This is a genomic window from Pseudomonas sp. D1HM (genome assembly GCF_019266105.1).
Lineage (GTDB): Bacteria > Pseudomonadota > Gammaproteobacteria > Pseudomonadales > Pseudomonadaceae > Aquipseudomonas > Aquipseudomonas taetrolens.
This window is the reverse complement of record NZ_LRMN01000002.1, coordinates 406,399-432,208: the sequence shown is the minus strand read 5'-3', so window position 1 is coordinate 432,208 and position 25,810 is coordinate 406,399. Positions and strand designations below refer to the sequence as shown.

Here is a 25,810-nt window from a genome sequence, read left to right as displayed (position 1 = left end):
TGCCTAGGATGCCTACATTCGCCAAGGAAAACCTCTATGTATATCCCCCGCGCCTTCGAAGAAATGCACACGCCCACCTTGCATGAACAGATGCAGTCCACCCCGCTGCCCGTATTGGTCACCGACGGCAGCCAAGGCCTGACAGCCAGCCACATACCTTTGTTGCTCAACCCGCACGAAGGCATCTACGGCACGCTTTACGGACATTTTTCCCGTGCCAATCCGCAATGGCAGGCATTGGCCGAGGGGGCCGAAGTGCTGGTGGTATTCGCTGGCGAACAGGCCTATGTCAGCCCGTCTTTTTATCCCGATAAAGCCGAACACGGCAAAGCAGTCCCCACCTGGAACTACGTTGCCGTGCATGCCTATGGCCACGCTGAAGTCTTCGATGACGCCTCGCGCCTCCTGGATCTGGTCAGTCGCCTGAGCAACAAACACGAAGCTGGACGCCCGGATCCCTGGTCGGTCAGTGACGCCCCCGCGGACTACATCGACAGCATGCTCAAGGCGATTGTCGGTTTCAGGCTGCCCGTAACGCGCCTGCTCGGCAAACGCAAACTCAGCCAAAACCGGAGCATCAAGGATCAAACCGGTGTACGCGAAGGACTTTTGGCCAGCAACAACCCGCATGACCATGCACTCGCTCACTTAATCGCTAAGGAATAGCACCATGTCCCCGCACATCCAGATCAAACCCGCAACGGCCCTCGATCATGATCAGTGGTTGCCGCTCTGGCAGGCCTACCTGCGCTTCTATAAGACCGAGTTACCGGACGAAGTCACCCACTCCACCTGGCAGCGCCTTCTCGACCCCTCCGAGCCCACTTACCTGGCGCTGGCATGGAAGGGTGATACCGCCGTGGGCATGGTGCACTACATCTATCACCGCTCTAACTGGAGCATTGGTAATTCCTGCTACCTTCAAGACCTGTTTGCCAGCCCGGAGGTGCGCGGTACAGGTGTCGGCCGTCAGTTGATCGAACATGTTTACGCCGCCGCCCGCGCCGCGCAGTGTGCCAAAGTCCACTGGCTGACCCAGGAAACCAATGCCACGGCGATTCGGCTTTATGAACGTATTGCCGAACGCCCCGGGTTTATTCAGTTTCGCAAAGCCTTGTCATAAAAAAGGAACGCGCAATGTCGGAATCTCTACAACACTGGCAACCGGCCCAAGCGCCCGACAACAGGCCCCTCGAAGGGCGCTTCATTCGTCTGGAAAAGCTAGACCCGATACGTCACGGCGATGAATTATGGCTAGCCTTACAAGGGCCAGACAGCGACCCCAAGCTGTGGGACTACTTGCCCTACGGACCTTTCCACGAGCGCACCGCCTTCGATGCCTGGCTCAAGAACCACGCCGCCAGCCTTGATCCGCATTTCTACAGCGTTATCGATAAATCCAATGGCCAGGCACAAGGGCTGCTCAGCCTGATGTCCATCGTTCCTGATCATGGGCGAATCGAAATCGGCCACGTGGCCTTTGGCGCTCCGATGCAGCGCTCGCCGAAAAGTACCGAAGCCGTATACCTGCTGGCCAAGGAAGCCTTCGCACTGGGCTACCGTCGTCTGGAATGGAAGTGCAATAACGACAACACCAGATCCAAGCGTACCGCAGTACGATTGGGGTACACGTTAGAAGGGGTTTTTCGCCAGCATATGGTGGTAAAAGGCAAAAATCGTGATACCACGTGGTACAGCATTATCAGTACACAATGGGCGCCTATAGCCGCAGGCTTCGAAAAATGGCTGGCACTGGATAACCAACCAGAAAGCGGCCAAATAAGAACCCTGGAAGAATGCAGAGACTCAACTGTATAAAAAATGATCAGCACGCCCGACAAGGACTGTCGGGCGTTTTTGTGTCAGGCAGGGGTTAAAACTTTCGAGACCGGCGCACGACACCCATCTGCAACCCAAAAGGCTTAAAGACTGCATTCAGGGATTTAAGCGTGGGATTACCTTCGTCGTGCTCGATTTGAATCAACGTACGCACCGAGATTTTGCACATGCGGGCGTACTGGGTTTGCTGCAACTGAGTGACATCCACCCGAAAGCGCTTCACCGCCTCGCCCAAGGTGATTTTGCCTTGGGCCAGGTCATCTTCAATGCTCTGGATTTTTGCCTGGCGAACGTCGATAGAGAGCGTCATTTCAAGCCCCATTCCTGCAGTCGCTGATCGAGATTCCTCAGCGCAATTTGCGGATGGTTCATCGTCACATCCGGTAAGCCGCTGGCGCTGAGTAGATCGGGCAATGCCAATAGTTGCTGCGCGTCGTGGCGCAAGCGATCAAAGGCCAATTGCGGGTCGATAACGCCGCGCAATGAATCACACGCAGCGCGCCAATCAACCGCCCCCGCTCCCTCGATAGCCAAAGGCCATTTAGTAGTTCGGGTAATGCCTTCGTCATCCATCACCATCGGCGCCAGGTCATAAATCGGCGCCAGGCGAAACGAATCCGAGCCACGAATGATCGCAGTGTTGCGCCCGTGGTTATCGCTGTTGCCCAGAATTTTATTCAGCAGATCGCGGCGCAGATATTCAGCGACCAAATCCGGGATTTGCGCTTGCTGCCCCGCCTGTGTCCAAAGGGCGGCCAGCAACTCGACAACTTCCAGATGAGTCATGGTGCTCCCCGGCTCCGAGACTTGGGCCAAGGAGTAGATCGACTCTACGGCGTAGCGCTGAACGCCTTGAGCCTCGATGTGACGGTCAAAACGCTGCATCCACAGGCTTGGCTTGCGCCCCTCTTCCAACGCCAGGCCCTGGGCCGGAACAGTTTCAATTCCTAGCGCCTGCAAGGCTTGGTAGTAAAGAAACTCACTGCGCAAAATGACCTGATCACGCTCGAGGGCCTGGTTGCGGGCAAACTTGATAAACCAGTGCTGTTTAACCTGAGCGTCTGCGAGGGTGGCGTCCGGGTACAGCAAGCCGTCAGCACCCTCAGCCATCAATAGCTTGGGAGCCTCGCCACCCGCACCCGTTGCACCTCCAATCGCCGCACCCTGTTCGTGGGCGTATTCCAGAAAGCTATTGTCACGAACGATGACATCCTCACGCGAAAAACCCATCGCCTGACGCTGATCGAGCCGCTCAAACGATTCTTTTATTCGCAGATGCCCAATAGGCGCGAGCGTGCTTCGCCCCAGCAAAAACAAGTCATCGCTCAGGTGCTCCGGCTTTTCACGGCCTATTTGTTTGATCAGCACTTTTTTCGCCGCACCCGCAGGCGCGATGTCATGCAAAAACGCCGGGGCCTGCTTCGTGTGTCTGGCATCCCACTCAAGAGGAACACACGCGCTCACCGATGCGGCGAAAGGACTGTCGATGGCGCCCAGATTATCCAGCAGATAATCCTGTTTATAGCCAAAGCGACACGGACCATCGAGGCCTTTTTCCGGCTCAGGAAAAGCCAGCGTCATCGCATCCAGCCATTGGCCGGCACTGTAGAGCTGAAGGGTCAGCTGAACCATAACGTCACCTGCAATTTAATGCACTTTCACGACCGAGAAATAACACATACCTGCAATATAGTGCAGGCATACCGATATTTCCTTTGCTTTCATGCATTTTATTGCAGACAAGTTGCCCTTTTAACCTTGATATCTGCACTAAAGTGCAGATATCAAATTCAAGGTAAAAAAAAGGGGAGCACATGCTCCCCCGAGGTTTAAAGCGTTTGGATCAAAGGCGTATCAGGCTTCGATTTCGATAAGAATTTCGCCCGGGTTGACGCGGTCACCCTTGATCACGTGAATGGTGACGACCTTGCCAGCGATCGCGGCCTGTACTTCGGTCTCCATTTTCATGGCTTCGGTGATGAGTACCGACTGGCCTGCCTTGACGGTGTCGCCAACATTGACCAGTACATCAACGATGTTGCCCGGCATGGCCGTGCTGACATGACCCGGCTCGCTGGCTTGCTTGCGCTTGCTTGCAGAGCCGCCGACGAATTCGTTGAGCGGTTCAAACACAACTTCTTCCGGCATACCGTCGATGGACAGGTAGAAGTGGCGCTTGCCTTCAGCCTTAACGCCAACACCGGTAATGTCGACGCGGTAGCTTTCACCGTGCACGTCGATCACGAACTCGGTTGGCACACCTTCACCGCCCGCCTTGCTGACACCACCCGCTTCCGGGATTGGCAGCAACACTTCTGGGGACAAAGTACCTGCAGCACGCTCTTCAAGGAATTTGCGACCGATGTCAGGGAACATGGCGAAGGTCAGCACGTCTTCTTCGGATTTGGCCAGCGCACCAATCTCACCACGCAGCTTGACCATTTCAGGCTTGAGCAAGTCAGCCGGACGCACATCGATCAACTCTTCGTTACCGATGGCCTGACGGCGCAGCTTCTCATTCACCACACCCGGTGCCTTGCCGTAGCCACCTTGCAGATACAGCTTCACTTCGTTGGTGATGGTCTTGTAGCGTTCACCCGCCAGCACGTTAAAGAACGCCTGGGTGCCGACAATTTGCGAGGTCGGCGTCACCAGCGGAGGGAAGCCCAGATCTTCACGCACGCGCGGGATCTCGGCCAGCACCTCGCTCATGCGGTTCAGAGCGCCTTGCTCTTTGAGCTGGTTGGCAAGGTTGGAAATCATCCCGCCCGGCACCTGGTTGACCTGAACACGGGTGTCGACAGCCGTGAATTCGCTTTCAAACTGGTGATACTTCTTACGCACAGCGTAGAAGTACATGCCAATTTCCTGCAGCAGCGCCAGATCCAGACCGGTGTCGTATTCGCTGCCTTTAAGGGCTGCAACCATCGATTCGGTTCCCGGATGGCTGGTACCCCAGGCGAAGCTGGAGATCGCGGTGTCGATATGGTCAGCACCGTTTTCGATCGCCTTGAGCTGGCACATGGCAGCCAGCCCGGCGGTGTCGTGGGAGTGAATGAAAATCGGCAGGCTGATTTCAGCTTTCAGCGCCTTGACCAGTTCGCCCGTCGCGAACGGCGTCAGCAGGCCGGCCATGTCCTTGATTGCCACCGAGTCGCAACCCATGGCTTCCATTTGCTTGGCCTGAGCCACAAACGCTTCAGTGGTGTGCACAGGGCTGGTGGTGTACGCGATGGTGCCCTGAGCATGCTTGCCGGCAGCTTTGACCGCCTCGATAGCGACGCGCAGGTTGCGCACGTCATTCATGGCATCAAAGATGCGGAACACGTCGATCCCGTTCACCGCAGCCTTGGCCACAAACGCTTTGACCACATCATCGCTGTAATGGCGATAACCCAGCAGGTTCTGCCCACGCAACAGCATTTGCAGGCGCGTGTTAGGCAAGGCCGCACGCAACTGGCGCAGACGCTCCCACGGGTCTTCTTTAAGGAAACGTACGCAAGCGTCAAAGGTGGCACCGCCCCACACTTCCAGGGACCAGTAGCCGACTTTGTCGAGCTTGTCGCAGATCGGCAGCATGTCTTCAGTGCGCATGCGAGTGGCCAGCAGCGACTGGTGAGCATCACGCAGGATGGTGTCAGTTACGAAAATCTTCTTGGACATTGAAATATTCCTCACAGGCCTGCGTGGGCGGCGATGGCAGCAGCGATGGCCAGAGCCAGCTCTTCGGGTTTGCGCTTGATCGAGTAGTTGGTCAGTTCAGGGTGGCTTTCTACGAAGCTGGTATTGAACTGACCACTACGGAATTCCGGGTTACGCAGAATTTCCTGGTAATACGCGGCGGTGGTCTTCACCCCTTGCAGACGCATGTCGTCGAGGGCACGCAAACCACGGTCCATCGCCTCTTCCCAAGTCAGGGCCCACACCACCAGCTTCAGACACATGGAGTCGTAATACGGTGGAATGGTGTAACCGGTGTAGATCGCCGTGTCGGTACGCACGCCAGGACCGCCGGGCGCGTAGTAACGGGTGATCTTGCCGAAGCTGGGCAGGAAGTTGTTTTTCGGATCTTCAGCGTTGATTCGGAACTGCAGGGCAAAACCCCGGTGATGGATATCTTCTTGCTTGATCGACAGCGGCAGGCCGGAGGCGATGCGAATCTGCTCGCGAACAATATCGATGCCGGTGATTTCTTCGGTGATGGTGTGTTCCACCTGTACTCGAGTGTTCATCTCCATGAAGTACACCTCGCCTTCGGCGAGCAGGAACTCCACGGTACCGGCGTTCTCGTAACCCACGGCCTTGGCTGCGCGCACAGACAGGTCACCGATGTAGGCGCGCTGCTCCGGGGTCAGCTGAGGGCTTGGGGCGATTTCGATGAGCTTCTGGTTACGGCGCTGGATCGAGCAATCGCGCTCAAACAGGTGCACCACGTTGCCAAAGCTGTCGCCAAGAATCTGGGCTTCGATGTGCTTGGGGTTAACGATGCATTTTTCGAGGAATACTTCAGCCGAGCCGAAAGCTTTGGTGGCTTCAGAGATCACTCGCGGGAACGCTTGTTCAAGCTCTTCACGGCTGTTGCAGCGACGAATACCACGACCGCCACCACCCGAGGTGGCCTTGAGCATGACCGGATAGCCAATGCGCTCGCCTTCGAGCAATGCTTCATGGATGTCGGCAACGTTGCCTTCAGTGCCCGGGGTAACCGGTACACCCGCCTTGATCATGCTGCGGCGCGCTTCGGTCTTGTCACCCATGCGGCGAATGACTTCAGCCGCCGGCCCGATGAACTTGATCCCGCGCTCAGCGCAGATATCAGCCAGCTCGGCATTCTCTGACAAAAAGCCGTAACCGGGATGCAAGGCATCACAACCGGTTTCAACTGCCAGGTTCACCAGCTTGCGCGGGTTGAGGTAACCGGCCAGCGGGTCATCACCAATGCTGTGTGATTCATCGGCACGTTTTACGTGCAAAGCATGCCGGTCAGCTTCGGAATAGACCGCAACTGAGCGAATACCCATCTCGGCACAAGCGCGCACGATACGGACGGCAATTTCTCCGCGGTTGGCGATCAGGATCTTTTTTATCACTTGGAGGTTTCCTAAAGCCCATGGAACAAACGACCTGCTAGACCAAGTCGGCACGTGTCCAAATGTGTCTGAACCGTTGCGTTGTCACACTAGTCCTGTGTAGTGATTAATAAAAATCAATAATTCTTGGGCTGATCATAAGCAAAGACTTATAGTTGAAGGACTCATCGCCTCCAATAAGAGCATAAAAATGCGTAAGTCATTGATGCGTATCACATTACGCCAGCTTCAAATCTTCAATGAAGTCTGCGATTTACGTTCTTACAGCCGCGCAGCTGAAGAAATGTCTCTGACACAACCAGCCGTGAGCCTACAAATTCGCCAGCTTGAAGAGCTGATTGGGCAACCTTTATTCGATTACGTCGGCAAAAAGCTATACATGACCGAGGCCGCTGAAGCGCTTCAGCGAGCCAGCAGAGATATTTTCGGGCGGCTGGAAAACCTCGATATGCAGCTGTCGGACATGCTGGGGTCACTGCAGGGGCAACTGAAATTAGCGGTTGAATCGAGTGCCAAATATTTTATTCCGCATTTATTTGCGGCCTTCAAACGCCAGCACCCGGAAGTGAATTTGCAACTCACAGTGGTGAATCGGGCACAGGCCGTGCGCCGACTGTCTGATAACCGCGATGACCTGGTGATCATGTCGATGGTGCCGCAGGACATGGGCCTGGAGTTTTTGCCCTTTTTGAATAACCCGATCATCGCGGTTGCACCGGCCGACCATCCGCTGTGCGCGCAGGGCCCTTTGTATTTAAGAGATCTGGAACCCTTTACGTTGCTGATGCGCGAACAGGGCTCAGGCACACGCCTTGCCTGCGAAGAGTATTTCAAAGAAAAGCGTGTGCACTTCAGCCAGACCCTGGAAGTGGCTTCTACCGATGCTCAGCGTGAGTGTGCAGTGGCCGGGTTGGGCGTGGCCTTGTTGACGCGCCACGCCGTCAGCCTGGAGCTGGCGACCGGCCTGCTGCGCGAGCTGCCGATCGAAGAGTTGCCGCTGTATCGCAGCTGGTGCGTGGTGCAGGCCAAAGCCAAGCGCCTGTCACCGGTAGCCCATGCATTTCTGGGGTTTATTCGCAGTGAGCGCCTGTTAATCAGCGCGCTGGTCGAGCGCTTCTCCGGTCACTTGCCGGCGCGGCCTGCCAATAGTTGATCCCATTGAGATCGGGGTAATCAGCCGTTTCCAGGCGCAGTTGGCGCTGGCTCGTATGGTCTTCAATCGCGCGACGGAAGGCCATGCGGCGCTGATCTTCCTGCTGACGGCGAGTTTTGACGGCGCTATTGCGTTCTTCGTAGGACTGAGCCATTTCGAGTCTCCCAAGGCGTATACGGGAGCTTCACGATGGACTTTGTTTGTGACGGCTTGGCGAAGGCAGGATGACAAAAACATGAACGCTATCGTTCGAACCCAATCTTGAAACCGCTCCCGAAGGCTGCAATTAAAACCGCAGACCCTCATGAAGCCGGATTACAGGTTCGACTAAAGCGGACGCGAAAATGCTTAATCTTCGATATTTTTCAATGACTTGGGTGAAAGTCGCAAACTCCGAAGGCTGCGCTTGACGCTTTTGAGGTGGTTGACCAGGCTCGGACCCCGAGCCATGGCTACGCCCATCGCCAGCACGTCAATCACCACCAGATGGGCAATGCGCGAAGTCAGAGGGGTGTAGATTTCGGTATCTTCGTGGACATCAATCGCCAGATTGACGGTCGCGAGCTCGGCCAGCGGGGTTTGACTCGGGCACAAGGTGATCAGGGTCGCGCCGCTTTCACGCACCAGATTGGCGGTGATCAGCAAATCTTTGGAACGCCCGGACTGGGAGATGCAAATCGCCACATCGGTGGGCTTTAAGGTGACAGCCGACATGGCCTGCATGTGCGGGTCGGAATAAGCCGCTGCGGTCAGCAACAGGCGAAAAAACTTGTGCTGGGCATCAGCCGCCACCGCGCCCGACGCTCCAAAACCATAAAATTCGACCCGCTGGGCTTGCGACATGGCTGTCACGGCACGCTGCAGCGCAACCGGGTCCAGCTTTTCGCGCACATCCATCAAGGTGTGCAGCGTGGTATCGAAAATCTTCAGGCTGTAGTCAGCCACAGAGTCGTCTTCATGGATCGCAAACTGACCAAAACTGGCACCTGCCGCAAGGCTCTGCGCCAGTTTGAGTTTAAGGTCCTGAAATCCTGAACACCCGATCGCCCGACAAAAGCGCACGATGGTCGGCTCGCTGATGCCAACACTGTGGGCAAGGTCGGCCATGGAACTGTGCATAACAGCCGCAGGATCAAGCAGCACGTGATCGGCGACCTTGAGTTCCGATTTACGTAACAAGTGGCGTGACTGGGCAATATGTTGCAGCAAGTTCAAAGGGCAGGACTCGGTCTGGAAAGGTTGGCTACCGGGGATGTAGCAATCTTGTAGTTATACTACAAGAATTCGCTTTCTGCCCAGTCAATCCACACGAACCAAGCCCTTCCTGCCCCACAATCACGCAGCTTTTGCGCTATGTAGCCCTTTACCGCACTACAAAAAGACTACATTTCTACGCAATAAATCACTCAATTCCAGTGAGTTGACCGGGCAACTGATCAAGTACCCCTGCACTTCGTCACAGTGTTGAGCCTTGAGAAATGCCAGTTGCACTTCATCTTCGACACCTTCGGCCACCACTTTTAGATCAAGGCTGTGGGCCATTGCAATGATCGCCACCGTGATAGCCTCGTCTTCGCTGCAGCGACCAACACCCTGAATAAACGTCTGATCAATCTTCACGTAGTCCACCTCAAAACGCTTGAGGTAACTGAGTGATGAATGACCGGTACCGAAATCATCGATCGACAGCTTCACCCCCAGCCTGTGCAATTGCTGGAACGTCGCAATGACGTATTCAACATTCTCGAGCAACTGACTTTCCGTCAACTCCAGCTCCAGGAAATGCGGCGCCAGACCGGTGTCCTCCAATACCTGACGTACCAGACTTACCAACGTCCCTTGGCGCAACTGATGCCCCGACAGGTTCACCGACACCCGAATGGGCGCCAGCCCTTCGCGCTGCCACTCACACGCCTGCCGGCAGGCTTCACGCAGCACAAACTCGCCGATGGCACCGATCAGCCCTGTCTCTTCGGCCAGACCAATAAAGTCGCTTGGGGGGACGCGGCCCAATTGCGGGTGATCCCAACGCACCAACGCTTCGGCAGCCTGCAGCTTCCCTGTCGCCAGGCATAACTTGGGCTGATAAAAAACCTTGAGCTGATGTTCGGCGATGGCTTTACGCAGCTGATTTTCCAACTGCAACCGCTCAAAGGTGCTGTGTTGCAGGCTATGACTAAAAAATTGAAAACGACCGCCGCCCAGATGCTTGGCCTGCTGCATGGCCTTGTTTGCCTGATTGACCAGCGTGCCAGCATCCCGCGCGATGTCAGATACCAGGCTGATACCGATGGAGGCACTGATGACCAGTTCATGGTCTTCAATCACCAGCGGCCGGCTCAGCTTGCTCAGCAGGCGGGTGGCGACTCGCGCCAGGCTGGTCAGGCTGCCATAAGCATCGAACAACACCGCGAACTCATCACCCGACAGACGCGCGATTGTGACGGCTTCAGGCATGGCCTTGACCATCCGTTTCGCAACTTTTTGCAGGACTTGATCAGCCAGTTCATGCCCCAGGTTGTCGTTGAGCAGTTTGAAGCGGTCAAGGTTGATGTGCAGCAACGCCAGGCTGCGCGAGCCCTGCCGCACACGCAGATTGGCCTCCTCCAGACGCTCTTTGAATAACAGCCGATTGGCCAGGCCGGTCAGTTCATCGAAATGCGTGAGGTGACGCACACGTGCTTCGGACTCTCGTCGCGCCGAGAGGTCGCTGACAAACGCCACAATATGGCTGATGTGCCCGCTATCATCCCGTACCACCTTGAGCTGAAGCCATTGTGGATACAGCTCGCCGTTCTTTCGCGTCTCAACCAGTTCGCCTTGCCAGCGATCCAGTTGATCCAGCGAAATTTGAATGGTCGGAAAATGTCGACTGGCATCGCGGCAACAGGCCAGCTCATCCACTCGACGCCCGATCAACTCTTCTACGGAGTAACCGCTGATATGACTAAAAGCCCGATTGACCGTCAATGCGGTGTAAGACGGATCGAGAATGACAATGCCTTCACTGGCCGCTTCAAATACGGTGGCGGCCAGGTGACGCTGTTCCACCTCCCGCACCAGCTCTGCATTCAGCTGCTCACTGCGTACATTGGCGAGCTGCAAGTCTTCGAATAATGCGTGAGGGTGTGCATGACGCGCCTGACGGCGCCGGTTGGTCAGACTCACTTGCCAGCCGAAAACGCCCAGCAGTGCCAGGAAAAATCCCAGCCCAATGCCGAAAAAAACACCCTGAGAGCTGAAACTCTGAATCATCGGCAAAATTCTTATCAGTGGATCAACCAAAAGTTGCCCGAGCATACACAAGCAATGCCTGCGGCCAAACGGTGACGCGTCATTAAATAGATGAAATAAATATGCTGAATAAGGCCGCATTGCGTGCTCCGTTTTGAAGCACTCAACCCAAGACCTCGACGGACGGACGAGCACAGGACAACACTAAGCCGCATTGGGGTTTGCCCGGTTTGAGCCAGCACCCTAGAATGCGCCGATGCGCGATGATCTCTCTCTCTTGTTAAATTCCCTCAACGATGCCCAACGTCAGGCCGTCACGGCCAGTGTCGGGCGTCAGTTGGTTCTGGCCGGCGCAGGTTCCGGCAAAACCCGTGTGTTGGTGCACCGTATCGCCTGGTTGATCCAGGTCGAAAACGCCTCCCCGCACTCTGTGCTGTCGGTGACCTTCACCAACAAGGCCGCTGCCGAGATGCGCCACCGCATCGAACAGCTCATGGGCATCAACCCGGCCGGCATGTGGGTAGGCACCTTCCACGGCCTCGCGCATCGTCTGCTGCGGGCGCACTGGCAAGAAGCCGGACTGAGCCAGACCTTCCAGATTCTCGACAGCGATGACCAGCAACGCTTGGTCAAACGTGTGATTCGTGAACTGGGGCTGGACGAACAACGTTGGCCAGTGCGTCAGGCACAATGGTTTATCAACGGTCAAAAAGACGAAGGTCTGCGCCCTAAACATATTCAAGCCAGCGGCGACTTGTTCCTGGCCACCATGCGCAACATCTACGAGGCCTACGAAGTTGCCTGTCAACGCGCAGGCGTCATCGACTTCTCTGAACTGCTGTTGCGTGCCCTGGATCTTTGGCGTGACCATCCGGGCTTGCTGGCGCATTACCAGAAGCGTTTCCGGCATATTCTGGTGGACGAATTCCAGGACACCAACGCCGTCCAGTATGCGTGGCTACGATTGCTGGCCCAGGGCGGCGACAGCCTGATGGTCGTAGGGGATGACGACCAGTCGATTTATGGCTGGCGCGGCGCCAAGATTGAGAACATCTACCAGTACTCGACCGACTTCCCGGATGCCGAAACCATCCGCCTGGAGCAAAACTATCGCTCCACCGCCGGCATCCTCAAAGCGGCCAACGCCCTGATTGCCAATAACAGCGGACGTATGGGCAAAGAGCTGTGGACCGACGGCGGCGAAGGCGAAGCGATCAATCTATACGCAGCCTTCAACGAACATGACGAAGCACGTTACGTTGTCGAAACCATCGAAAGCGCCCTGAAAACCGGTCTTGCTCACAGCGATATCGCTATTTTGTACCGCTCCAACGCCCAATCACGTGTGCTTGAAGAAGCGCTGCTGCGTGAGCGTATTCCGTACCGTATTTACGGTGGCCAACGCTTCTTCGAGCGGGCCGAAATCAAAAATGCCATGGCTTATATGCGCCTGCTGGAAGGTCGAGGCAATGACGCCGCTCTAGAGCGGGTCATCAACGTACCGGCTCGCGGCATCGGCGAAAAAACCGTCGAAGCCATTCGCGAACATGCTCGACACAGCGACGTGTCGATGTGGGAAGCGATGCGCCAACTGATCGCCAATAAAGCCCTGCCCGGTCGCGCTTCGGGCGCCATCGCCGGCTTTGTCGAACTGATCGAAAACCTGTCGGCAAAAGTCATGGAGATGCCTCTGCATCTGATGACCCAAACCGTGATTGAACAAAGCGGGCTGATTGCCTACCACCAGGCGGAAAAAGGCGAAAAAGGCCAGGCCCGGGTAGAGAACCTTGAGGAACTGGTCAGCGCGGCGCGCAACTTCGAAAGCAATGACGAAGACGAAGAACTGTCGCCTCTGGCGGCTTTCCTCGGTCACGCCTCGCTGGAAGCCGGTGACACACAGGCTGAAGAACATGAAGACGGCATCCAGTTGATGACGCTGCACAGCGCCAAAGGGCTGGAATTTCCGTATGTGTTCCTGGTCGGCATGGAAGAAGGTCTGTTCCCTCACAAGATGAGCCTGGAAGAACCCGGCCGCCTTGAAGAAGAACGCCGTCTGGCCTACGTGGGCATCACTCGGGCCATGCACAATCTGGTCATGACTTATGCTGAAACCCGACGCTTGTACGGTAGCGAAACCTATAACAAGGTTTCGCGTTTCGTCCGTGAAGTACCCAAAGGCCTGATTCAGGAAGTTCGGCTGTCCAACAGCGTCAGCCGTCCTTTCGGCGGCGGCCAAAAGCAAAGCGCCAGCACTTTGTTTGGCGGGTCAGAGATCCCTGAAACCGAATTCAAACTCGGTCAGATGGTGAAGCACGCCGTGTTTGGTGAAGGCGTTATCCTCAACTTTGAGGGCGCTGGCGCTCAAGCACGGGTGCAAGTTAACTTCTCCGAAGGCAGCAAGTGGCTGATGATGGGCTATGCCAAACTTGAGGCTGTCTGACAGCAACACGACAGCCTTCAGACGATAAAGTGAACAACATGGGCTCAGGTGTATTTTCCTCCTGAACATTCTGGGCCCTGTTGCCAGCTACCTTTGCGGCGTTGTCCGCCCTCTTTGCCAGAGTCGGCTCGAGTACTTCATCACGGGCTTTGCCATCGAGACATTCATCTATACCTACAAAATATAGAGACTCGTCCTACCTACAACTAGGCAAAAGCCCGAAACACTCTAGCGCTAGCCAGACACACCTCACCTGTGCAACATGGCGCGCGTGTCATCCACAAATGGGAACCCTTTATGAAACGTTTTCTTAGCATCGCCATGGCGTTGTGCATCGGCTTGACGATGAGCCTCGACGCAAACGCCAAACGCTTCGGCGGTGGCAAGAGTTTTGGTTCGGCCCCTAGCCACCAAACTCGCCAAGCCGCTCCAGCCGCTCCAGCCGCCGCTCCTGCTGCTGCGGGCGCAGCAGCCAAGGCCGGTGGTGCTTCGCGCTGGTTAGGCCCTTTGGCCGGCCTCGCTGCTGGCGGCCTGCTGGCCTCCATGTTCATGGGCGACGGCTTCCAGGGCATGCAGATCTTCGACATCCTGATCATGGCAGTCATTGCCTTCCTGATCTTTCGCTTCATCGCCGCGCGTCGTCGTAAACAACAGACTTTCATGGCGCCTGCCGGTCACGCACCGATGCAACGTGAAGCCTTCGATGCCAAGCCTGCAGCTCCGTCGATCTTCGGCGGCAGTTCGGCAGCACGTCCGGTGATCAACGCACCGGCCTGGTTCAACGAACAAAGCTTCCTGGAAGCTGCGCGCAACCATTTCCAATCCCTGCAACAGCACTGGGATGCCAATGAAATGGACAAAATCGCCGAGTTCGTAACTCCGCAAATGCTCGATTTCCTCAAGCGCGAGCGTGCCGACCTGGGGGATGGTTTCCAGTCCACCTACATCGACAATCTGACCGTGCAACTGGACGGTCTGGATGATCGCGCAGACAAAACCATCGCCACGCTGACCTTCAGCGGCGTATCGAAGTCCTCGCGCTTTGATCAGGGTGAAGTCTTCAGCGAAAGCTGGAACATGGAACGCCAGCAAGGTGAAAACCAGCCGTGGCTGGTCGCCGGTATTCGCCAAAACGGCTGATCCTGCACGCATCACCTGCTACACCCAAAGCCCCGGACTTGTCCGGGGCTTTGCATTTCACGATTGCACTTATAACGAGCTACTGTATAAAGCGCGTCATATAAACCGCGCCATAGAGTATGAGGATTGAGGTCGTGGAAGAAATCATCGAAGAGCTACGCGAAAAAAACGAGCCTGTGCCAGTTCCTTTGGAACTGCCTGAGGAAGACCAGTTGGTGGAAATCGAAGAGCAATTGTTCATCGACATCCCGTTTGTCTTCAGAGAATTTTTGCTGACCGTCAGTGATGTGGTGTACGGCAGCCTGGAACCGGTCACCGTGACCGATCCGCAGTCCCACACCTACCTGCCAGAAGTCGCTGCGACCGCTTGGGACCTGGGCGTCCCACGCGAACTGATCCCGATCTGCCAGGACGGCGACGACTACTACTGTGTTGAAGAAGACGGCACCGTCGTTTTATGGTCCGGTGAAGAAGAACTGGTTACCGAAGAAACCTGGGAATCAGTCTGGCACTGGGCGCGGGACGTCTGGCTGGAAAGCTGATACCTGCCTCGGCAAGCCCGCTTTCCAGCCATTGGTCAGCGGGCGGTCATTGGCCATTATCCTTGTGATTGTCCAGCGTCTCCAACAGCGCAACCTGCATGCGCGTATGGACGCGGACAAACCAGCGCCACAGCACCGCAACGACACCCGCCGCTACCACAGCAATGACCATCAGCAGCTCTTTGGTAGGCAAAATGCTCGCGGACAATGCCGAGAGCAGCAAAAAGATCACCAGCAACGACAGCAGCGGGATCACTTCAGCGATCACCTTACGCACACGCTGCGTATGACGTCCGGCCATTTCAGGCTTGACCCCCATCTCTGCCAGTAACATCGATAGCGCCTTGAGCTTGCGGTATGCCGCAATCAAGAACGGCAGCGACAGTAATAACGCGGCCCCCCAAATCATCCCGTTCTGCCAGCTCGGCTCCAGAATCCAGCCCTGTAAATAGCGCCCGATCCTGGGAGCGAAATAACCACCCGCAAAGAAAATAGCGATAACCAATGCCAGGTTTACGCCAACCTGCAGCAGGATTTTTCGGATCATGGCCGCCAATAACGCCCCTTGTCCCTGAGGCTGAATACTTCGCAACCATTCTCCATACAACCCGAATACCCGTGACAACCGGCCAGGGACCACTTTCGCCAGCTTCAGCGAGAGCGGGTCTGCGGCGCGTATCAAGTAAGGCGTCATCAGGGTCGTCAACACCGATACCGCGACGGCTACGGGGTACAGGAAGCTGCTGGTGACCTGAAGAGTCATACCCAGCGCCGCAATAATGAATGAAAACTCGCCTATCTGAGAAAGCCCCATCCCTACGCGCAACGAAGTACGTCCGTCATTACCAGCGATAAACGCGCCAAGACCGCAGGAAAGCATTTTTCCCAGCACTACTGCGATGGTGATCACCACGATCGGCAGCGCATATTCCCAAAGGATTGCCGGATCGAGCATCAGCCCGATGGCGACGAAAAAAATAGCGCTGAAGAGATCACGCACCGGCTCGATCAGGCGTTCTATTTTCAGCAACTGCCGAGATTCAGCCATGATGGCGCCGATCAAAAAGGCTCCAAGAACCATGCTGTATTCCAGCTTTACCACCAGCAGGCAAAAGCCAAAACACAGCCCGAGCACGGTAATCAGCAACATTTCATTGCTCTCAAACCGGGCCACGTAAGCCAGCACTCGCGGTACCAGCAAAATGCCGATGACCAGCGCTACGATCATAAAGAGCGACAGTTTGCCGACCGTCGAAAACACCTCTTCGGGACTGACACTGCCGCTGACTGCAATGCTCGACAGCAGCGCAATGATCCCGATACCCAAGATGTCCTCAACGATCAATACGCCAAAAATAAGCTGCGCAAAGCGTTCGTTTTTCATCTTCAGATCGTTAAGCGCTTTAACGATGATGGTGGTCGACGAAATGGCCAGGATCGCCCCCAAAAACAGCGAATCCATGGTGTTCCAGTCGAACCAGCGGCCAATTTCATAGCCGATCCAGATCATCAGCGTAATTTCCATAAACGCTGCGATAAAAGCCGTGGCCCCCACCTTGAACAACTTGCGCAGGCTGAACTCCAGCCCCAGGCAAAACATCAAAAAAATCACCCCCAGCTCGGCGAGGGTTTTAATTGTCTCTTCATCATGGATCAAGCCGAAAGGCGGGGTATGCGGGCCGATAATAAAACCCGCAACAATATAACCAAGCACCACCGGTTGCTTGAAACGGTGGAAAAGGATGGTCACTACACCCGCGACCAGCATGATGACTGCCAGATCCTGAATAAAACTGATGGCATGCATGGCGTGGGCTCCTTGCTCAATGGTTACACAACAACAGAACGTCAGGCACAGCCCATTAGGCTGTATGTACAAACCGTTTTAAATGTAGGAATTACCCGTTTGTCGGGCTTTTGCAGGTTAACACCGCGACTTCCCCTAAAAAGGCAGTGCAATATATGGAAACAGATGCACCCAAGCGTGACGGCAGTCAAAACCGCAGCGTCCCGTTAAATACTGTTTCAAAAATCGACAAGTATCCGTAGAGATGCCCATTTCACTGCTGCAACACAACCGCGAGCCTGCTGCTATGGAACCCGGAAACGCCCAACTATCGATGACGGTCTTGATGACCCCGGACATGGCCAACTTCTCTGGCAATGTTCACGGTGGAACATTGCTCAAGTACCTCGACGAAGTCGCTTACGCTTGCGCCAGCCGCTATGCGGGCCGCTATGTGGTCACTTTGTCAGTGGATCAGGTTATTTTTCGTGAGCCGATTCATGTCGGTGAACTGGTGACCTTCCTGGCGTCGGTCAACTACACCGGCAACACGTCAATGGAAGTCGGGATCAAAGTCGTTACCGAGAATATCCGTGAACGCTCGGTGCGCCACACCAACAGCTGCTTTTTCACGATGGTCGCTGTCGATGACGCTCGTAAACCAGCCGCTGTCCCGCCTTTGCAGCCGCTCAACAGTGAAGACAAGCGTCGTTTCATCCAGGGCAAGCAACGCCGCCAGATCCGCCAGGAACTGGAACAGCGCTACCGTGAGTTGAAAGACGAATCGATGTAACGCCCTCTAGGGGCGAAACGACTAAAAATCGATCGGCACAGCCTCAAACCGCACACGCGGATGAGCAATGCGGTCCTGGGCCCGCACCAGTTGCAACTCGTAACTGGTGCAGGCCTGCGTTTCAAGAAGGACTTCATGCACCGCTGCGGCCGCGAACTCAAAGGCCGCAACCAGGCTGTCCCCCAATAACACGCGCGCCAGGAACAATCCGGACGTCAGGTCACCCACGCCCACAGGTTGACGCGGGAAGGCCAACAGAGGACGCCTCAGGTGCCAACTGCCCTCAGCCGTCACCAACAACATCTCAAAGCTCTCTACCGGCTTGCCGGGATAAGCCAAATGCTTCACCAGCACGGCCTTTGGTCCGCGCGCCAAAAGGCTGCGCGCCATCGCCAGGCAATCGAACAATGATTGCGGATGGCGGCCACAGAAACTGTCCAGCTCCAATTGATTAGGGCACAGGAAATCCGCCATCGCGACGGCTTCGTCGAGCAGGAAGTCGCTGACCTCTTGGGCCACGATGCAGCCTTTTTCAGGATGCCCCATCACCGGATCACACAGATACAGTGCTTGAGGGTTGATTGCCTTGATGCGCGCCACCCCTCTCAATATGGCCTGCCCTTGGGCGGCGCTGCCCAGGTAGCCCGACAGGACCGCATCACAATTGCCCAACTCACCAATCGCAGCAATCCCTTCCACCAGCGCAGGAATGTGTTCAGGAGCCAGTACTTCGCCTGTCCATTGGCCATACTGGGTGTGATTAGAGAACTGCACCGTGTTCAAAGGCCACACATTCACCCCGAGGCGCTGCATAGGAAAAACGGCTGCGCTGTTGCCGGCATGGCCGAAAACCACGTGGGATTGGATCGCGAGTAAATGAGGTGTACGTTTCATGCCGGATTCCAGACTACGGGTGGATTCAAGCCACGCAGTATGCGATGAAAAGCAGCCTGTACGACAGGCTGAAGACGCAGTTAAGCTGGGCTGAACCTGTTGGAGCACACGTAATGCTGACCCTTGGAAATATGTTTGTGCTAATGCTGCTGGCCACTGGCGCTGCCTGGCTGTGGCATAACCACGGTATGCGCGAGCGGGCGCTGGAGCGGGTTAAGCAACACTGCAAAAAACTCGATATCGAGTTGCTGGATGAAAATGTCGCACTTAAAAGAATCGGGTTCATCCACGATGGCAACGGCCGCAAACGTCTGGCACGTGTGTACAACTTTGAATTCACCGTGACGGGTGATCAACGTCATACCGGGACCATCACGCAATTCGGCGCCCATAGCGCAAAAATAGAATTGCCACCCTACCCGTTCAAAACCGAGCCCGAGCCGCAAGAAGTCCCCAGTGCTCAGATCATTGAGCTCAATCAGTGGCGTGAAGAACACCGCAAGACGCGTCATTGAGCCCTTATTAAGCAGCCGTGAAGCTCTGCAGGCTGCTTTCCCTCCTGCCCAGTCACAAGAAAGTCCACGTTATGGGTAGTTTCGCGCTCCCAACACTGTACCTGTGGATAACTTTTCTTCGCTTCGACCTGATCCCGCTGAAAACCCGCGACTTAGACATGTTTTCGGATTTATTTCGATCGTTATTCACATATACAATTTATAATTGTAGGACAATTTTACCAGCACAGAATCAGCCTAAAACACCCTGTTTTCGAGCTTTTTCTCCTACGCCCCCCCTGAAATATTCAAGGCAGAGCTCTTTTCCAGCACAGTTGGCATCCGCTACAGCATCAAGCCTCATCTGGCAGCTCAAAAAGGCAGTTTTTCAGCGCTGACTGGAGCGCATCCAGGTCGTGAACCCGATCAAAGATCAACTCAATTCGTGAATCGGCGCGCCACTCGCTGTGTTTCCACTGCGCGATGGAGTTATCCACAGAATTACTTGAAAGCCACCCTGCTGGCGTATGGATAACCAGCTTTGCGCGACGCCAATCCAGGCTTTTTAACCACCGCTCAAGAGCATCCGGCTTGAATTGCATCGAGGCATGCCAACGCCAACCCACACTCCACCCCTCAGGTTGCAATTGGGGCATGACCAGTGGGGTTTTCGGGTTGAGAAAGAGGCTTCCAGATTGATTAAAATCCTTATAAATCAACGAGTTATCCACAGCATGAATAACGCTCATATTGGCTGCAGGCAGCGAATTTAGCGGGATGCAGCCATGTTCTACCCACAAAACAGGGCACTTTGGCAGGCCGTATGCAATCTCCTCACGTTGCTCATTTTGCACAGTATTAGATTTATTCATGACCACTAAACCAGCACTTTTCAAGGCCGTTTTTTGAGTCTCAGGCAACGGTTTACCGTGAGCCATTGCTTGCGCATCCAGCACTACGACACAGGGCTGTACCGCCAGAACACCCAGCCAAGGGGCTTCGCTGAGCTGCTTCAGGATTTGTGCAGGATGTCCAAGACCGGAGGGTTCGATAAATAATCGATCGGGTTTTGCCCTGCGTAACAGGCGGCTCAAACCAATCTGAAAGGGTGCACCATTGACGCAACACACACATCCGCCCGCTACTTCGGCAATCGTGACAGCCTCGTCTCCCTGGCTCATCAGGGCTGCGTCCAGTCCAATTTGACCGAACTCATTGACGAGCACAGCCCAGCGCTCCTGAACGGGCTTCTGCGTCATCAGGTGCTGAATCAGACTGGTTTTGCCGGCACCGAGAGGCCCGGCAATCACATGGGTAGGAATGTTCTGCAACATCATCGCCAGCTTCTGTGTTGATCGAAGCAAACAATATGCCTCAGGCCAGCCAATCCAGGGTCAAAATCAAGCGCCGCTCCCCCTGCCCCAAGGCGGGGGAACGATGGATCAAGCCCGCGCCTTCGTTACCCTGCCATTTCTCTCCTTTGAGTAAAGCGACTTCACCCTGGTTTATTTGCTGGATCAAGCCTGCTTGCGTTGGCTCGGCCTGTAATTGCCCCAGGCAACGTCGTTCCATCGCACCCTCTTCAAGCCATTGGCTACCGACCCCTGCATAAGTGGTGATAAGACGCACCGGCACATGATCAACGTGAAAACGTGGGCACATAGCTTTATCCAGGGCCCTGAGACGCAGCCCAATGCGTTTTGCGCCCAACAGACAACTGTAGGCACTGACCAGCCAGGAAATATCCGAAATGAAGCCTGCATAGCCTTCCAGGTCGTTAAACCTCGATGCAAGACCTTGCAGGTTGGGCGATGCGTGCTCATTGCCCATTTCAAGGCTGATTGAATCAGCCAAGGGCTCATCAAAAGAGAGCAACAAAGCCCCGAAATCCGAGATATGCACAGGTAACTGACGCTGCCAGATCGCCAGATTAACGCCATCGTCCAGTATTCGCGCCAGCACGTCAGGCGTTGGCCCTGCGGCGTGCTGAACCGTAGTTGGCGCGGGCATGACCTGTGCTTTCATCACGCCGTCACCTCTTCGTGCCAGTCACCAAACGGATCGTTAAGTTGTGACCAGCCTTCAACTCCCAAGGCCATTTCATCTTCATTCAACAAACAGGCATCGAGTTCGGACGCCAGTTGAGTGAAATCGATGTGCTGACCGATAAACACCAACTCCTGACGACAGTCCGCTGTGTCCGGCAACCATTTTTGGAGGATTTCAGCCTTGGCTTCCGGGTCTTGCGGCCAATGTTCTCTAGGAACAAAGCGCCACCAGCGCCCGGCAAATCCATAGCGCATCAAGCCGCCCGCCTGCGACCAACTGCCCGCTTCCTGGTATTTGCTGGCCAGCCAAAAAAAGCCCTTGGAGCGCAGCAATTTGCCATTGGTCCAAGGACGATCAATAAAATTGAAAAACCGCTCGGGATGAAATGGACGACGCGCGCGATAAGCCGTGGAGGCGATTCCATACTCCTCGGTTTCAGGCACATGCTCGCCACGTAACTCTTGCAACCAGCCAGGCGAAAGCGCTGCCCGATCAAAGTCGAAACGGCCAGTATCAAGAATTTTTTTCAGCGGGACTTCACCCATGACCATCGGGATGATTTCAGCCTGGGCGTTCAGGCGCTCCAGAATGGCGATTAATTCCTCGCGATCTGCGCGACTGATGAGATCGATTTTGCTGATCAAAATAACGTCAGCGAATTCAATTTGTTCAATTAAAAGGTCCGTAATTGAACGATCATCATCTTCTCCGAGGGTTTCACCTCGTGAAGCAAGACAGTCTGCAGCCTGATAATCCTGTAAAAAATTCAGGCCATCGACCACCGTCACCATGGTGTCCAAACGAGCAATATCCGCCAGGCTTTGGCCGGACTCATCTCGAAAAGTGAACGTTTCAGCGACGGGCAGAGGCTCAGAAATACCGGTCGACTCGATTAATAAGTAATCAAATCGACCCTCGCGGGCCAACTTGCCAACCTCCATGAGCAAGTCTTCGCGCAGGGTGCAACAGATGCAGCCATTGCTCATTTCGATCAGTTTTTCTTCCGCACGATTCAAACTCACATCGCGCTGAACCTCCCCGCCATCAATATTTATTTCGCTCATGTCGTTAACAATCACCGCCACACGCAGGTTGTCACGGTTGCGCAAAATATAGTTCAGCAGGGTGCTTTTTCCTGCGCCGAGAAATCCGGACAGCACAGTCACCGGTAGACGTTCAGGCATGGAAGATCCTCATCAGGGTTGGCAGGTCAAAGCGCCCGCTTGTTGGCATGACCGATATCGATCGACCGATAATGATACATTATAACAATGCGCGCCATTAAATTGTTATCTTGTAACACCAACCCGTTTATATGATGGAAGTCTCTATGAATGCCTTGACCCTCCCCGATGTTGCGTCACAAAACACCCTTCAAGCTGTACCGCTTGAATGGGTCGGAATGTGTGGTATCGCTTTGCCCGTGGTCATAAATGGGCAGCGACTGTCCGCCACAGCCGATGCGGGGGTCAGCCTGGATGACAGCGAGGCTCGTGGCATTCATATGTCGCGCTTATATTTAGCGCTAGAAGTACTCGAGTCGCAGGAGCTGAACCCGTTACTTTTGAAGAAAATTTTGCAGCATTTTTTGGACAGTCATGATGATTTATCAATCAGTGCCTACCTGCGAATCCATACCCACGTGCTACTCAAACGCCCCGCATTGATCAGCCCTTTGAGTGGCTGGAAGAGCTACCCAGTGAGCATCAATGCTGCTTTGAAAAACGGAATGTTCCACGTGGAACTAAAAACTGAAGTGATCTATTCCTCAACCTGCCCCTGCTCGGCGGCATTGGCCCGACAGTTAATTCAGCAAAAATTCGTGGATGACTTTGCCAACAAATCACTTCAGCACGCAGAGGTTTTAAGCTGGCTGGGAAGTTCACGCGGCATCGTTGCAACGCCTCATAGCCAAAGAAGTACGGCCTACTTACAGCTCCGCATGAACACAGAACTGCCTGACATTCCGTTCATACAGATCATCGACATGGCCGAAGGTGCATTAGGTACCGCAGTACAAACCGCCGTAAAACGCGCAGATGAACAAGCCTTCGCGCTAGCCAACGGGCAGAACTTGATGTTCTGTGAGGATGCTGCGCGGCGCTTGAATGTCGCGCTTAAAGCATCTCCTGGTGTCAAAGGTTTCGACTTGAAAGTCGTCCATGCAGAAAGTTTGCACAGCCATGACGCCGTCGCCGAGAGCCGCTGGAACTGGGAATCGCAATGACCGGCAACAGTCACTGCGTCAGGTCAATCAGGTCAAGCGCGTGGTTTGACGGTGCCACAGTTTTGTCCCAGCCACACAGCGCGGGTATCCATGCTGCCTTTCTGCTGGATGCCCGTTGCATTGAAAGTACCGTTCACCTGAGTGGTGAACTCACGATCACTAAGGAAGGTGGCCACACCATCGCCCTGCGCTTTTGGACAACTAAAGCGAAACTTCCACTGATTTCCACTACGCTCAGTGATCTGTTGGTTACAACCTGACTTAGGATCAGTCAGCGGAACCTCTTCAGATTTTACTTGGTCAGGTGTCAGGCACACTCGAACACCTTTACCGCCCATGGTGAGCCCTTGGCTTTCCAATTGAGCTTTTTGTTCCGGGGTTAACATGTTCTGCAATTGGCCTAACATTACCTGCAGATCAGGAAGCTGCTGACCATCGACTTGCATGTTGCTGGAAGTCAGCTCCCAAAGTCCTGGTTGCAGCACCTGGGCCTGGGCCATGGGGATCGATAAACCGCAGGCCATGAATAGCCCAAGAAGACGAACATTCATCAAGTAACTCCTTCGAAAGTGTCCGTGTTAGACGTCAAAAATGGACGGGCGTTGCACAACAATTAAAAGGGACATCATAAACAGACCAAGTCTGTCAGTACTCAGCGCAGGACCCTTCAGGAGCAAGGATACGCATGGAATATCTAGCCCCACACATTATTGGCTACCTTATTTTATTGATTCACAGCTTAGGCTTAATTGCCGCATTGCATGCGGTTTTAACCGTCAGAACGGCCCAGGGATCGATCGCTTGGGCGATGTCGTTATTTTTTATTCCTTACTTAACCCTTATTCCCTATCTCATCTTCGGTCGCAGTTCGTACGATGATTACATTCGTGCCCGACGCGTAGCCAACCAGGAAATGCGTGAAGCCATTGCGGACATGAACTGGCGACCCTGGGTTGAGGAAGCGCTCGCCGCTCGCAATTCAAAAGCCTACACCTCTCTGCGAGCCATGCCGAAGTTGGGACGCATGCCTTGCCTGGCGAACAATACGGTGCGGTTATTGATCAATGGCACCGATACCTTCGATGCCATTTTCAAAGCGATTCGTGCGGCGAAAGAAGTGGTTCTGGTGCAGTTTTTTATCGTGCATGACGACGAGTTAGGCATGAAATTACATGCCTTACTTCTAGAGAAAGCTGTCGAAGGTGTTGCCGTGTATTTGCTGTACGACAGTATTGGCAGCCACTCCCTACCCAAATCCTATGCTGAGACCTTACGCGCGGGGGGTGTTCAGGCCCATGCATTTGCAACCCGTGCCGGCTGGATCAGTCGGTTTCAGATCAACTTCCGTAATCATCGGAAAGTGGTCGTGGTGGATGGTGTCCGTGGATTTGTCGGCGGGCACAATGTGGGGGATGAGTATCTGGGAGCCAAACCTCCGTTGTCGCCGTGGCGTGATACTCACGTCGACGTTTGCGGCCCAGTGGTTGCGTGCCTGCAAGAATCATTTGCTGAAGACTGGTTCTGGGCCTCGCGCAAACTCCCGCCGCTGATTCTGCCGCAAAGCTATCCAGAGGGTGGCGTGCTCTGTCAGTTCCTCGCAAGCGGCCCGGCAGATTCATATGAAACCTGTTCGCTGTTTTTCGTCGAAGCCATCCATGCCGCCAATCACAGGGTATGGATCACAAGCCCTTACTTTGTTCCCGATGAAGCGGTCTTTGCAGCACTAAGACTCGCCGTATTACGTGGGGTTGATGTACGAATCCTCATTCCTTCCCGACCAGACCATAAGATTGTTTACGCAGCTTCAAGCCTGTATGCCTTTGAAGCCGTGCGTGCCGGCGTGCGAATCTTTCGTTATCAACCCGGCTTCCTGCATCAAAAAGTAGTGTTGATCGATGACGAGATTAGCGCCATCGGCAGTGCCAACATGGATAACCGATCTTTCCGTCTCAACTTTGAAGTGATGCTGCTCACTGTCGACGGAGCGTTTGCCAGACAGGTCGAACACATGTTGCTCGACGACTTCGCCCTGTCACTGGAAATCACCGAAGCCGACATCAAGGCGACCCACCGCTTGCAACAACTTGGGATGCGCGTGGCACGCCTGGTTTCGCCGGTCCTGTAAAAAA

24 protein-coding genes are annotated in these 25,810 nt (G+C 54.8%); 11 read left to right on the top strand and 13 right to left on the bottom strand.

Going from position 1 to position 25,810, the window contains the following annotated elements; genetic code table 11:
• Positions 1 to 36 precede the first annotated feature (36 nt).
• The 3 genes from AWM69_RS02965 to AWM69_RS02955 are packed head-to-tail and all read left to right on the top strand — an operon-like array spanning position 37 to position 1,818.
• Entirely contained in the window at positions 37 to 666 is a 630-nt protein-coding gene (locus AWM69_RS02965) for an FMN-binding negative transcriptional regulator (protein ID WP_131654189.1), read from the top strand.
• A 4-nt stretch (positions 667 to 670) separates the two neighbouring features.
• Positions 671 to 1,123, top strand: a complete 453-nt coding sequence (locus AWM69_RS02960; protein WP_218725724.1) for a GNAT family N-acetyltransferase — start codon at positions 671 to 673, stop codon at positions 1,121 to 1,123.
• Between the two features lie 14 nt (positions 1,124 to 1,137).
• Positions 1,138 to 1,818 (top strand): GNAT family N-acetyltransferase, encoded by a 681-nt coding sequence (locus AWM69_RS02955; protein ID WP_218725723.1) that lies wholly within the window; start codon positions 1,138 to 1,140, stop codon positions 1,816 to 1,818.
• A gap of 55 nt (positions 1,819 to 1,873) precedes the next feature.
• Here the strand turns inward: AWM69_RS02955 and AWM69_RS02950 are convergent, their stop codons facing one another.
• The 4 genes from AWM69_RS02950 to AWM69_RS02935 all read right to left on the bottom strand — a co-directional run bounded on the left by AWM69_RS02950 (position 1,874) and on the right by AWM69_RS02935 (position 6,929).
• On the bottom strand, positions 1,874 to 2,149 hold the full coding sequence (locus tag AWM69_RS02950) for a helix-turn-helix transcriptional regulator (protein WP_218725722.1): 276 nt from the start codon (positions 2,147 to 2,149) through the stop codon (positions 1,874 to 1,876).
• Positions 2,146 to 3,471 carry a type II toxin-antitoxin system HipA family toxin gene (locus tag AWM69_RS02945; RefSeq protein WP_218725721.1) on the bottom strand — a complete coding sequence of 442 codons (1,326 nt, stop codon included), beginning with the start codon at positions 3,469 to 3,471 and terminating at the stop codon, positions 2,146 to 2,148. Before AWM69_RS02945 ends, AWM69_RS02950 begins: the two co-directional genes overlap by 4 nt.
• A gap of 222 nt (positions 3,472 to 3,693) precedes the next feature.
• Positions 3,694 to 5,502 (bottom strand): sodium-extruding oxaloacetate decarboxylase subunit alpha, encoded by a 1,809-nt coding sequence (oadA, locus tag AWM69_RS02940; RefSeq protein ID WP_218725720.1) that lies wholly within the window; start codon positions 5,500 to 5,502, stop codon positions 3,694 to 3,696.
• 11 nt (positions 5,503 to 5,513) lie between these two features.
• Positions 5,514 to 6,929 (bottom strand): acetyl-CoA carboxylase biotin carboxylase subunit, encoded by a 1,416-nt coding sequence (locus tag AWM69_RS02935; protein ID WP_048381600.1) that lies wholly within the window; start codon positions 6,927 to 6,929, stop codon positions 5,514 to 5,516.
• Between the two features lie 190 nt (positions 6,930 to 7,119).
• On the opposite strand from AWM69_RS02935, the gene AWM69_RS02930 reads away from it, so the two are divergent.
• Complete coding sequence (locus AWM69_RS02930) at positions 7,120 to 8,082, top strand: LysR family transcriptional regulator (RefSeq protein ID WP_131654195.1); 963 nt, start codon at positions 7,120 to 7,122, stop codon at positions 8,080 to 8,082.
• Here the strand turns inward: AWM69_RS02930 and AWM69_RS22755 are convergent.
• The 3 genes from AWM69_RS22755 to AWM69_RS02920 form a co-directional block, all read right to left on the bottom strand.
• Positions 8,024 to 8,236 carry a PA3496 family putative envelope integrity protein gene (locus AWM69_RS22755; protein ID WP_131654196.1) on the bottom strand — a complete coding sequence of 71 codons (213 nt, stop codon included), beginning with the start codon at positions 8,234 to 8,236 and terminating at the stop codon, positions 8,024 to 8,026. The genes AWM69_RS02930 and AWM69_RS22755 overlap by 59 nt on opposite strands.
• Before the next feature lie 194 nt (positions 8,237 to 8,430).
• Positions 8,431 to 9,297: a transcriptional regulator HexR gene (hexR, locus tag AWM69_RS02925; RefSeq protein ID WP_047279049.1), complete on the bottom strand. Its 867-nt coding sequence runs from the start codon at positions 9,295 to 9,297 to the stop codon at positions 8,431 to 8,433.
• Between the two features lie 156 nt (positions 9,298 to 9,453).
• Positions 9,454 to 11,337: an EAL domain-containing protein gene (locus AWM69_RS02920; RefSeq protein ID WP_218725719.1), complete on the bottom strand. Its 1,884-nt coding sequence runs from the start codon at positions 11,335 to 11,337 to the stop codon at positions 9,454 to 9,456.
• Positions 11,338 to 11,572: 235 nt separating this feature from the next.
• Here AWM69_RS02920 and uvrD point away from each other — a divergent pair, with 235 nt between their 5' ends.
• The 3 genes from uvrD to AWM69_RS02905 all read left to right on the top strand — a co-directional run bounded on the left by uvrD (position 11,573) and on the right by AWM69_RS02905 (position 15,438).
• The gene (uvrD, locus tag AWM69_RS02915; RefSeq protein WP_131654198.1) at positions 11,573 to 13,756 is read left to right on the top strand and encodes a DNA helicase II; all 2,184 of its coding nucleotides are present in this window, start codon (positions 11,573 to 11,575) and stop codon (positions 13,754 to 13,756) included.
• Between the two features lie 297 nt (positions 13,757 to 14,053).
• On the top strand, positions 14,054 to 14,896 hold the full coding sequence (locus AWM69_RS02910) for a Tim44 domain-containing protein (RefSeq protein WP_218725718.1): 843 nt from the start codon (positions 14,054 to 14,056) through the stop codon (positions 14,894 to 14,896).
• 134 nt (positions 14,897 to 15,030) lie between these two features.
• Positions 15,031 to 15,438 (top strand): SMI1/KNR4 family protein, encoded by a 408-nt coding sequence (locus AWM69_RS02905; protein ID WP_048381724.1) that lies wholly within the window; start codon positions 15,031 to 15,033, stop codon positions 15,436 to 15,438.
• 46 nt (positions 15,439 to 15,484) lie between these two features.
• Here AWM69_RS02905 and AWM69_RS02900 read toward each other — a convergent pair whose 3' ends face one another.
• On the bottom strand, positions 15,485 to 17,245 hold the full coding sequence (locus AWM69_RS02900) for a cation:proton antiporter (RefSeq protein ID WP_131654200.1): 1,761 nt from the start codon (positions 17,243 to 17,245) through the stop codon (positions 15,485 to 15,487).
• A 286-nt stretch (positions 17,246 to 17,531) separates the two neighbouring features.
• Here AWM69_RS02900 and AWM69_RS02895 point away from each other — a divergent pair, with 286 nt between their 5' ends.
• The gene (locus AWM69_RS02895; RefSeq protein WP_048381721.1) at positions 17,532 to 18,017 is read left to right on the top strand and encodes an acyl-CoA thioesterase; all 486 of its coding nucleotides are present in this window, start codon (positions 17,532 to 17,534) and stop codon (positions 18,015 to 18,017) included.
• A 21-nt stretch (positions 18,018 to 18,038) separates the two neighbouring features.
• Here AWM69_RS02895 and pdxY read toward each other — a convergent pair whose 3' ends face one another.
• On the bottom strand, positions 18,039 to 18,911 hold the full coding sequence (gene pdxY / locus AWM69_RS02890) for a pyridoxal kinase PdxY (RefSeq protein ID WP_218725717.1): 873 nt from the start codon (positions 18,909 to 18,911) through the stop codon (positions 18,039 to 18,041).
• Positions 18,912 to 19,024: 113 nt separating this feature from the next.
• On the opposite strand from pdxY, the gene AWM69_RS02885 reads away from it, so the two are divergent.
• On the top strand, positions 19,025 to 19,426 hold the full coding sequence (locus AWM69_RS02885) for a DUF3301 domain-containing protein (protein ID WP_131654202.1): 402 nt from the start codon (positions 19,025 to 19,027) through the stop codon (positions 19,424 to 19,426).
• Positions 19,427 to 19,758: 332 nt separating this feature from the next.
• On the opposite strand, the gene AWM69_RS02880 is transcribed toward AWM69_RS02885, so the two are convergent.
• From AWM69_RS02880 to zigA, 3 genes are read right to left on the bottom strand one after another with little or no spacing between them, the layout of a single operon-like run.
• The gene (locus AWM69_RS02880; RefSeq protein WP_218725745.1) at positions 19,759 to 20,739 is read right to left on the bottom strand and encodes a GTP-binding protein; all 981 of its coding nucleotides are present in this window, start codon (positions 20,737 to 20,739) and stop codon (positions 19,759 to 19,761) included.
• 40 nt (positions 20,740 to 20,779) lie between these two features.
• Entirely contained in the window at positions 20,780 to 21,430 is a 651-nt protein-coding gene (locus AWM69_RS02875; RefSeq protein WP_218725716.1) for a DUF1826 domain-containing protein, read from the bottom strand.
• Complete coding sequence (gene zigA, locus AWM69_RS02870; RefSeq protein ID WP_218725715.1) at positions 21,430 to 22,638, bottom strand: zinc metallochaperone GTPase ZigA; 1,209 nt, start codon at positions 22,636 to 22,638, stop codon at positions 21,430 to 21,432. Before zigA ends, AWM69_RS02875 begins: the two co-directional genes overlap by 1 nt.
• 146 nt (positions 22,639 to 22,784) lie before the next feature.
• Here zigA and folE2 point away from each other — a divergent pair, with 146 nt between their 5' ends.
• Complete coding sequence (gene folE2 / locus AWM69_RS02865) at positions 22,785 to 23,681, top strand: GTP cyclohydrolase FolE2 (protein WP_218725714.1); 897 nt, start codon at positions 22,785 to 22,787, stop codon at positions 23,679 to 23,681.
• A gap of 32 nt (positions 23,682 to 23,713) precedes the next feature.
• Here the strand turns inward: folE2 and AWM69_RS02860 are convergent, their stop codons facing one another.
• Complete coding sequence (locus AWM69_RS02860) at positions 23,714 to 24,232, bottom strand: DUF3617 domain-containing protein (RefSeq protein ID WP_218725713.1); 519 nt, start codon at positions 24,230 to 24,232, stop codon at positions 23,714 to 23,716.
• A gap of 134 nt (positions 24,233 to 24,366) precedes the next feature.
• On the opposite strand from AWM69_RS02860, the gene cls reads away from it, so the two are divergent.
• On the top strand, positions 24,367 to 25,806 hold the full coding sequence (gene cls, locus AWM69_RS02855) for a cardiolipin synthase (protein WP_218725712.1): 1,440 nt from the start codon (positions 24,367 to 24,369) through the stop codon (positions 25,804 to 25,806).
• Positions 25,807 to 25,810 lie beyond the last annotated feature (4 nt).